The organism is Vibrio sp. R12-SG2-ISO1 (assembly GCF_059834045.1).
In genome coordinates this window covers 68,997-78,000 of the sequence record NZ_JCBDGO010000026.1, presented here as the reverse complement: position 1 = coordinate 78,000, position 9,004 = coordinate 68,997, and the positions used below count along the sequence as shown (strand labels likewise).

General features: G+C 49.6%; 5 protein-coding genes, 1 tRNA gene and 2 rRNA genes. 4 read left to right on the top strand and 4 right to left on the bottom strand.

What is annotated here, in order from left to right; genetic code table 11:
• The 3 genes from AC6R10_RS17590 to AC6R10_RS17580 form a co-directional block, all read left to right on the top strand.
• Positions 1 to 1,187: ribosomal RNA gene (locus AC6R10_RS17590) — 23S ribosomal RNA — on the top strand; the annotation flags it as partial.
• Between the two features lie 86 nt (positions 1,188 to 1,273).
• Positions 1,274 to 1,389: ribosomal RNA gene (rrf, locus tag AC6R10_RS17585) — 5S ribosomal RNA — on the top strand.
• A gap of 56 nt (positions 1,390 to 1,445) precedes the next feature.
• Positions 1,446 to 1,522: transfer RNA gene (locus tag AC6R10_RS17580), tRNA-Asp, on the top strand.
• Positions 1,523 to 1,972: 450 nt separating this feature from the next.
• On the opposite strand, the gene AC6R10_RS17575 is transcribed toward AC6R10_RS17580, so the two are convergent.
• The 4 genes from AC6R10_RS17575 to hemC are packed head-to-tail and all read right to left on the bottom strand — an operon-like array spanning position 1,973 to position 6,069.
• The gene (locus tag AC6R10_RS17575; protein ID WP_500673073.1) at positions 1,973 to 3,151 is read right to left on the bottom strand and encodes a heme biosynthesis protein HemY; all 1,179 of its coding nucleotides are present in this window, start codon (positions 3,149 to 3,151) and stop codon (positions 1,973 to 1,975) included.
• Complete coding sequence (locus AC6R10_RS17570) at positions 3,151 to 4,380, bottom strand: uroporphyrinogen-III C-methyltransferase (protein ID WP_500673072.1); 1,230 nt, start codon at positions 4,378 to 4,380, stop codon at positions 3,151 to 3,153. The genes AC6R10_RS17575 and AC6R10_RS17570 overlap by 1 nt, the downstream gene beginning before the upstream one ends.
• Positions 4,380 to 5,126 (bottom strand): uroporphyrinogen-III synthase, encoded by a 747-nt coding sequence (locus AC6R10_RS17565; RefSeq protein ID WP_500673071.1) that lies wholly within the window; start codon positions 5,124 to 5,126, stop codon positions 4,380 to 4,382. The genes AC6R10_RS17570 and AC6R10_RS17565 overlap by 1 nt, the downstream gene beginning before the upstream one ends.
• Positions 5,127 to 5,130: 4 nt before the next feature.
• On the bottom strand, positions 5,131 to 6,069 hold the full coding sequence (gene hemC, locus AC6R10_RS17560) for a hydroxymethylbilane synthase (RefSeq protein ID WP_500673070.1): 939 nt from the start codon (positions 6,067 to 6,069) through the stop codon (positions 5,131 to 5,133).
• Positions 6,070 to 6,425: 356 nt separating this feature from the next.
• On the opposite strand from hemC, the gene AC6R10_RS17555 reads away from it, so the two are divergent.
• Entirely contained in the window at positions 6,426 to 8,954 is a 2,529-nt protein-coding gene (locus AC6R10_RS17555; protein WP_500673069.1) for a class I adenylate cyclase, read from the top strand.
• The last annotated feature ends 50 nt before the right edge of the window (positions 8,955 to 9,004 follow it).

Genomic DNA, 9,004 nt, shown 5'->3' with positions numbered 1-9,004 from the left:
TGAAGTCCCTCGCGGATGGAGCTATTGAGAGTCGCAGATACCAGGTGGCTGCAACTGTTTATTAAAAACACAGCACTGTGCAAAATCGTAAGATGACGTATACGGTGTGACGCCTGCCCGGTGCCGGAAGGTTAATTGATGGGGTTAGACTTCGGTCGAAGCTCTTGATCGAAGCCCCGGTAAACGGCGGCCGTAACTATAACGGTCCTAAGGTAGCGAAATTCCTTGTCGGGTAAGTTCCGACCTGCACGAATGGCGTAATGATGGCCACGCTGTCTCCACCCGAGACTCAGTGAAATTGAAATCGCTGTGAAGATGCAGTGTACCCGCGGCTAGACGGAAAGACCCCGTGAACCTTTACTACAGCTTGGCACTGAACATTGAGCCTACATGTGTAGGATAGGTGGGAGGCTTTGAAGCAGGTACGCCAGTATCTGTGGAGCCGACCTTGAAATACCACCCTTGTATGTTTGATGTTCTAACTTAGCCCCGTTATCCGGGGTGAGGACAGTGCCTGGTGGGTAGTTTGACTGGGGCGGTCTCCTCCCAAAGAGTAACGGAGGAGCACGAAGGTGGGCTAATCACGGTTGGACATCGTGAGGTTAGTGCAATGGCATAAGCCCGCTTGACTGCGAGAATGACAATTCGAGCAGGTGCGAAAGCAGGTCATAGTGATCCGGTGGTTCTGAATGGAAGGGCCATCGCTCAACGGATAAAAGGTACTCCGGGGATAACAGGCTGATACCGCCCAAGAGTTCATATCGACGGCGGTGTTTGGCACCTCGATGTCGGCTCATCACATCCTGGGGCTGAAGTCGGTCCCAAGGGTATGGCTGTTCGCCATTTAAAGTGGTACGCGAGCTGGGTTTAGAACGTCGTGAGACAGTTCGGTCCCTATCTGCCGTGGGCGTTGGAAGATTGAAGGGGGCTGCTCCTAGTACGAGAGGACCGGAGTGGACGAACCTCTGGTGTTCGGGTTGTGATGCCAATCGCATTGCCCGGTAGCTAAGTTCGGAATCGATAACCGCTGAAAGCATCTAAGCGGGAAGCGAGCCCTGAGATGAGTCTTCCCTGATACTTTAAGTATCCTTAAGGGTTGTTCGAGACTAGAACGTTGATAGGCAGGGTGTGTAAGCGCTGTGAGGCGTTGAGCTAACCTGTACTAATTGCCCGTGAGGCTTAACCATACAACACCCAAAGGGTTTTGATGGACTCAATGAAAGAACATTGAATGTGTAAGAACTGAAAACAGCTTTCCGAATTAAAGAATTTGCTTGGCGACCATAGCGATTTGGACCCACCTGATTCCATGCCGAACTCAGAAGTGAAACGAATTAGCGCCGATGGTAGTGTGGGGCTTCCCCATGTGAGAGTAGGACATCGCCAGGCTTTGAACATTATCTGTTTAAAGCACGATTGAGATAAGACTTTAAATAGACCACTGCGGAGTGGTAGTTCAGTTGGTTAGAATACCGGCCTGTCACGCCGGGGGTCGCGGGTTCGAGTCCCGTCCACTCCGCCACTTATTAGAAAGCCTAGTCGAAAGACTGGGCTTTTTTACGTTTAGTGCTTCCAAAACGGGCTGGCTTCGAAGAGAGAGCAAGGCGAGATTAAAGAATAATGTCTCGCACTTCAGGATCTTTGCGTTCTAGGTAGAGTGTCGATTGAATGCGACGAATGGTGCGGCAACATCCACGGATTATCTAGCACCCGCTGCTCTTAGTTTTCTCACACGTGCACCTTCCTCCATCAAACTTGATGTCGTTGTTCAAATCGTGTCGGATACTAGCGTGAATAAAGGGCAAGCCGTTGGTCTACGATAGGCTTTCAGTATCGCGTTTACCTCGCGGCCAATAGGCTCATGTCGTTACTCAGTAACCATGCTTTAAACGCTTTCTTAAGGACAAAAAAAACTGGCCGTGTTGGCCAGTTTTGGTATTGGGCTAATGACCCGCTTTATTCACGCTAGAAACTAGGACTGGATAATACTCAGCGCCTTTTTCGATACTTCCTGCGCTGCCTTGTTGAGGTTTTGTTTCTCCAGTACATCTGCCAAGTATGCGTAGTCGGAAACGTTAGAGCGGACAGATAAGGCTTTCTCAAGATGTTGCTGCGCTTCTTGCCACTGTTCGTTTCTCATTTGCAATTGCGCTAAAGCGCTGTGTGCTTCGGCGTTATTGGCGTCTTTACGCACCATTTCCTCTAGCAGTAGTTTGCTTGGGTGGGTGTCGGACAATTTCATCTCTGGTAGCAAGGTGATCAGTGTGGAGTTCGGGTGCTTTTTCACTGTTTCTTTAATGACGGTGAAGGCTTCGTGATCGGCGTTGCGCGCAATCAACTGTTTCACAAAACACTCTACTAGATGGGCGTCTTGCTTGAGCTTTCTCGGTAGGCTGTTCCAGTGACCAATTAGGCCTTCACTTCCTTTGTTTTCGGCGACATCAACCAATAAGCCGCATTGCGCTCTTTGGATCAAGGTTTGTTGATCTTGTTCGCTAATCAAGCCAAGTTTGCCTAGCTGGGGCGTCAGATCAATCAGTGGCTGCCACTGTTTCAGTTCTACATAGACTTGCTTAAGTAGGTTAACGATCACCACGTTGTTGGGATGCTGGCCCTTGAGAAGATGTAAGGTTTCCAGTGCGCCAGCGTAGTTGGCCTCTCTCACCTGCTGCTTGGCACGTGTTAGCTCCACCGCTAAGGTAGAACCAGGCTGTTTACCTGCGAGCTCAAGGTAGTGATCGGCCTTTTTGTTGTCTCCGAGACCAATCGCCGCTTCTGAGGCAATCAGGTAACAAACCACAGGCATATCATGATAGTTTGCCCAGCGCGTGACCTTTTTTTCTGCGGTTTTAAAGTCGCCCTCAATCAGTTTAATTAAGCCTTCATTCGTCAGTCTGCGAGAGTGGCGCATTTTACGCACGCTAAAGTAATTCCAAGTGGCAAAACTGGCATAGAGCATTTTCTTAACGAGGTACTCAAGAGCAAAGAGGGCGGCCAACGTCGCAATTAAGAAAATCACTAAGGTGGTGACGCTCATTTCAATCGTGGTGTTGGCGATAGAGACTAGGACATAACCTTGTTGCCCCGAGTATTGAGTGCCGACAAACAGCCCCGCACCTAAGATGACAAAGAGGAAAATCAGTCTAAACATTATTTCTCCTCCGTAATCAATGTGGTGACTTCGCGGCGTAGGCGATCGCGAATAACGTCAGACAGCACTTCTTGTGTGTCGAGTTTTACCGGGTAATCGACTTGGATGGTTTGTTGGCCTAGCATGCCTAGGGCTTGATTGAACTCACGAACATTGTTGGCATCTTGGTTGAAGAACGCTTGAGACCAGTCACCTGCCGTGGCAAGCGCTGTGGTGTAGATCTCTTGTTGCTCGACATATACCGCTTTGATGGCGGTTTCTAGCTTCGCTTTAATGTTTTCTTTGAGATAGAAATGTTGCTCGGGAGAGAGCAGTGGGATGACATTGCCATCACGAGTTCGGAACGTAATAAAGTTCTCTGAGAACTCTTGTAACGAGGTCATCAGGTTGTCTTTCCAATCTGCCACGTCTTGCGAGACTTGACGAGCCTCCACCGCTTGCGCCTCTGGAAGAATGGCATTGGCGAGCGGTAAGCTATCGACTTGTTGCTGAAGAGCGGTAAGTCGTAGCACCAAGCCTTCTCGATCCACAAGGGGGACCCCTTTGAGTTTGGTGATGTCATTCGCCATGGATTTGCGCAGAGGTACAAGGCTTGGATCATTCAGTGCTGCGATGCGCTGGTCTGCACTTTCCATCAGTTTAGTGGCGCTGACCGCGTCGTGTTCTAAAAACAGTTTTCGTCCAGCGAGCTTGACGAGGTAGTCAGCCTCAGCCAGTAACCAATCATTGGGGCGACGGCCTTTTACGTCTGCCATGGCGAGCTGTAAGCTCTCGATGCTTTTTTGCTGCTGCTCTAGAACGGTATCTGCGCGATGGCTAAGCTCAGTGGCCTTCGATAAGATTTGCTGTTGGTTCTGATCAAACTGAGCTTGCATGGCCTGTTTGGCTTGGTTGAGCTCTGATTGCAGCGCAGCGATTTGCGCTTGCTGCTGCTGATTCTTCTCTTGGATGTAAAAGGTGAGTCCGCCCCCAATCAGCACCGCGATAACGATGGCGATCGTAGCTAGCTTCACGCCGCGTTTGCCTTGTTTTTCTTCAAGCTCCCCACTTTGAGGCTTGCTATCGACTGGCGCTGTGTCGTCCGGGCTTGGCTCTGATGCGGTTTCAGGTGAAGTCACATCTTGAGATTCAGTGTCCACCGCGCTGTTTTCCTCGGTCATCGCTGCTTTGTTTGGCGCGGTTTTGTTTTCTTCGGGTTCAACATGTCCATTGTTTTTTTTACTTGTCATTATGTTTTGTCCTGTGGTTTTGGCTGGAGAGCGGCCAGTAAGTCCGAATTAGAGGCACTAGGGGTCGTGATGATATCGACAAAGCCCCATTGGCGTGCGTCTTGAGCGATACGCTCACTAGGAACGTATAGCGTTAATCCAAATAGCCAAGCTTGATAGCGCTTGCCGATTTGCGAGACAAGGTGTTCAAGCTGACCCGAGCTAGTAACGACTAGCTGATCAATGTGCTTATTTTGCCAGAGTGGGACGAGCAAATCTGAGCACAAAGCAATGTTTTCACGACGATAGACTTCTCGATACTCCACTAAGGCCCTTCGTGCCTGCAAGGTATCGAAAATCAAGTCTCGGCCACCGTTTCCGCGTAGGATGACAATACGCCTATTGGTGACGTCATGAAGGGGCGCAAGCGCAAGTAGATGCTCGCTATCGCCCACTTGAGGATAGTCTACGTTTTGTTGCGTTTTTGTGCTTAAGATCTGTGCAGTTTTTTGACCAACGGCAATGTATCGCGCTGAATGTGGCCAGTGTTGCTGATGTTGGCGAAGGGTTTGATCGGTAAAGTGCACCGCATGTTGGCTCACGGCAATAATGAGGTCGGCGCGATGTAACGCATGTGCGATATCGCTAAGTTGTCTCCCCGGGTGAAGCGAGATGAGCGGTTGATGCTCACTCGCGACACCGAGGTGTTGCAATTGATGGCAGAGCGATTGGCCTTGCTGACCTGGCCGGGTCACCAATACTGCCATGGCATTACTCTTGTTCTGCGTATAGCTTAGTTAAAATGGTTTTGGCGCCATTATCGAGCAGTTGATTGGCCAGTGTGACTCCCAGTTGCTCCGCTTCGCTTCGAGGACCGCTGATCTCACCACGAACGATGGTGGATCCATCCGGTTCACCGACTAAGGCTCTAAGCCAGATTTGTTCGCCATCCAGCAGTGCATAACTGCCGATAGGAACTTGGCAGCCTCCCTCAAGGGTGAGGTTCATGGCGCGTTCACACAACACGCGGTCGACCGTGTCTGGGTGATTGAGCGGCTCAAGTAACGTGATTAAACGCTCGTCATCAAGGCGACATTCGATGCCGACGGCACCTTGTCCAACCGCGGGTAGGGATTGCTCTGGCTCGATGTAACTCTGAATGCGCTCTTCAAGCTTGAGTCGTTTTAAGCCAGCCGCGGCCAAAATGATCGCATCGTACTCACCTGCATCGAGCTTAGAGAGTCGGGTGCCGACGTTGCCGCGTAGCTCTTTGATCACCAAATCGGGACGATACTCTTTTATCTGACACTGACGACGCAAACTGCATGTACCGACAACTGCGCCTTGTGGTAAATCGTCGATGTTGCTGTACTGATTCGAAACAAACGCATCGCGCGGGTCTTCGCGCTCACAGATGGTGACGAGACCTAAGCCTTGGGGGAATTCCACCGGCACGTCCTTCATTGAGTGCACGGCGAGGTCCGCGCGACCTTCAAGCATCGCCACCTCCAGCTCTTTCACAAACAGGCCTTTTCCGCCGACCTTGGCTAGCGGCGTGTCTAAAATAATGTCGCCTTTCGTGACCATAGTCACCAACTCGACTTCTAGACCAGGGTGAGCGGCTTGAAGGGCGTCTTTCACATAATGAGCTTGCCAAAGAGCAAGGGGGCTTTTGCGCGTTGCAATACGGATCGGAGTCGTTTGAGTCATGATAGAAACAGATAAACCAAATGATGGCTCCATCGTATCACTCTGAGATAAAAATGCTCAATGCAATATGAGTCCTAAGCGGCAATCCTCAATCCGTAGCAAAAAATCATCAAAAAAGTGTGATTGCAATCTCGTTTATGAGCTGCGCTATTGTTACTCATCACGTATCCGGACCACACTGTAGCGCGTAATAAAAAGAGAACGACTCGTCAGTCAAGAGACACAAAATAGTGTTGAATCGATCGTACAATTCTTTACCAGCCCAAAGAAAAGTGTTAAATTGATCACGTTTTGATAGTGCTTTAGAATAATTATTAAACACAGCACGCTGTAGATAATTAACCAAGGAACATCCCTTGCTGGCTTACACCCAATCGCTAATCCATAGACTTGATGATCTCAATCAGCAACGCATTGAACGTGCGTTAGCGCTTATGGATGCGCAGGCCCAGCGTGTTTTCCATCTGATTCCTACTCTTCTGCACTACAACCATCCTTTAATTCCAGGCTACTACGCATCCAAAGTCCCCTACGGTATTCGCAATTTTGAATTGAGTGAACCTCAAAGTCAGTTCGTGTCGGACACTGAGCTTACGATCGGTCAACCGCTCGCCACCGCAGACAACCCAATGATTTTGGGTTTGTACACCATGGGCAGCACCTCTTCAATTGGCCAGAGTACCTCCAGTGATTTAGACATTTGGGTGTGCGTGTCCTCGAAGATGAGTGCTGACGAACGGGACAGCTTGACCAACAAATGTCTCTTGATCACCGAGTGGGCGCTGAGCCGTGGCGTTGAAGCCAACTTCTTCTTGATGGACGAAAGCCGTTTTCGCACCAATAAGTGTGAAGAGATGACCGGGGATAACTGCGGGTCATCGCAGCACCTGTTGTTACTCGATGAGTTTTATCGCAGTGCGGTACGTTTAGCTGGCCAAAGGCTGCTGTGGCAAATCGTGCCACCAGAAATGGAAGAGTGTTACGACGAGTACGTGACGCATCTTTGCAGCCAGAATGTGATTAACTGCTCGGAGTGGATTGATTTTGGTAAATTGAACCGTATCCCGGCAGAAGAGTACTTTGGCTCAAACCTATGGCAACTCTATAAGAGCATCGATTCGCCCTACAAATCGGTATTAAAAGCGATTTTGCTTGAGGCGTACTCGTGGGAGTATCCGCACACCCAGTTGTTGAGCCTTGATACCAAACGCCGTTTTTTCGCGCACAAGCCCGATCTCTATGGGATGGACGCGTACTATTTGATGCTTGAGAAAGTGACGCGCTATTTAGAGCGTATCGGTGATCACACCCGCTTGGATTTGGTTCGTCGTTGTTTCTATCTCAAAACCCATGAAAAACTCTCTCGCCAGCCTGGTGCAGGTTCGGTGGCTTGGCGCCGTGAAGCGCTGTCTGACATGATCCAAAAATGGGACTGGTCACCGAGCGTGATCGCTGAATTGGATGATCGCCGCAACTGGAAAGTCGAGCAAGTGAAAGTGGTACACCACGCCTTGTTAGATGCTTTGATGCAGAGTTACCGAAACCTTATTCAATTTGCACGTCGTAACGACATCACCTCCGCGATTAGCCCGCAAGATATCAGTATCTTGGCGCGCAAGTTGTACGCTGCGTTTGAGGTGTTGCCGGGTAAGGTGACGCTGCTGAATCCGCAAATTTCTCCGGATCTGCATGAACCTGATTTGAGCTTTATTGAGGTACGTCCGGGCAGAACGAACAAAGCGGGATGGTACTTGTATAAACAGCCGTTAGAGGCAGAGAAAATCATCGGTCGTGCGCCACTTGAGCACAACGAATACTTGAGTAAATTGGTGGCTTGGTCCTTCTTTAACGGTTTGATCACGGAATCCACCCGTTTGCACTCTGTGATTCGTGATGCCGAGTTGGACATCGATAAGTTCTACCAAATGGTCAGCGATCTACGCAATACCTTCTCACTGCGCAAGCGTCGCCCTACCATGCAGGCGTTGGCGAGTCCGTGTGAGATCAGCCAGTTGGCCATGTTCATCAACTTTGAAAGTGACCCGACCTCAGAGCTGAGCGGCCGTGCGCTGAAGTTGGATCAAAAGAGCACAGACATCTTTAGCTTTGGCCCAGACCAAACCTGTCTTGTGGGTAGCGTGGACTTGGTCTATCGCAACTCATGGCATGAAGTGCGTACCTTGCACTTCAAAGGGGAGACCGCTATGTTGGATGCGCTCAAAACGGTACTTGGTAAGATGCACCAAGATGCGTTGCCACCGGAGTCGGTGGATGTGTTCTGCTACAGCAAGAACTTGCGCGGTGTGATGCGCAACATGGTCTACCAGTTATTGGCCGAATGCATTGATTTGCGTTTGAAGCCGGTTGAGCAAGAAAAACGTCGTCGTTTCAAAGCGCTTAAGATTGGTCAACAGACCTATGGTTTGTTCTTTGAACGTCGTGGGGTGTCGGTGCAAATGCTGGAAAACTCAGTCGATTTCTATCGCAGCATTTCAACCAACAAACTGAAAGGCTCGCCCTTGTTGATGCTCGATAAAGAGCAAGATTATCAAATGCCAGAGGTCATTGATGGTTTTGCCAGTGAAGGTTTGATTCAGTTCTTCTTTGAAGACACAGACAAAGGCTTCAACATCTATGTGCTGGATGAGTCAAACCAAGTTGAGGTGTATCACCAATTTAGCGGTGAAAAAGATGAGATGATCGCGAGCGTCAATGGCTTCTACTCATCCGTCAAAACCGAAAGCGAATTGGCGTCTAAATTCATTAACTTCAATTTGCCGCAGTATTATCAAATCGTGCATCCTGAAGAGGGCGACTCTTACATCGTCCCTTATCGCAATGATGGCTCAAACTACTCCAAGCCAAGCCGAGTTGTGAACGCTTGAACCAGCAAAGTAAAGAGATAAAAAAAGAGCACCGCGTGCTCTTTTTTTGA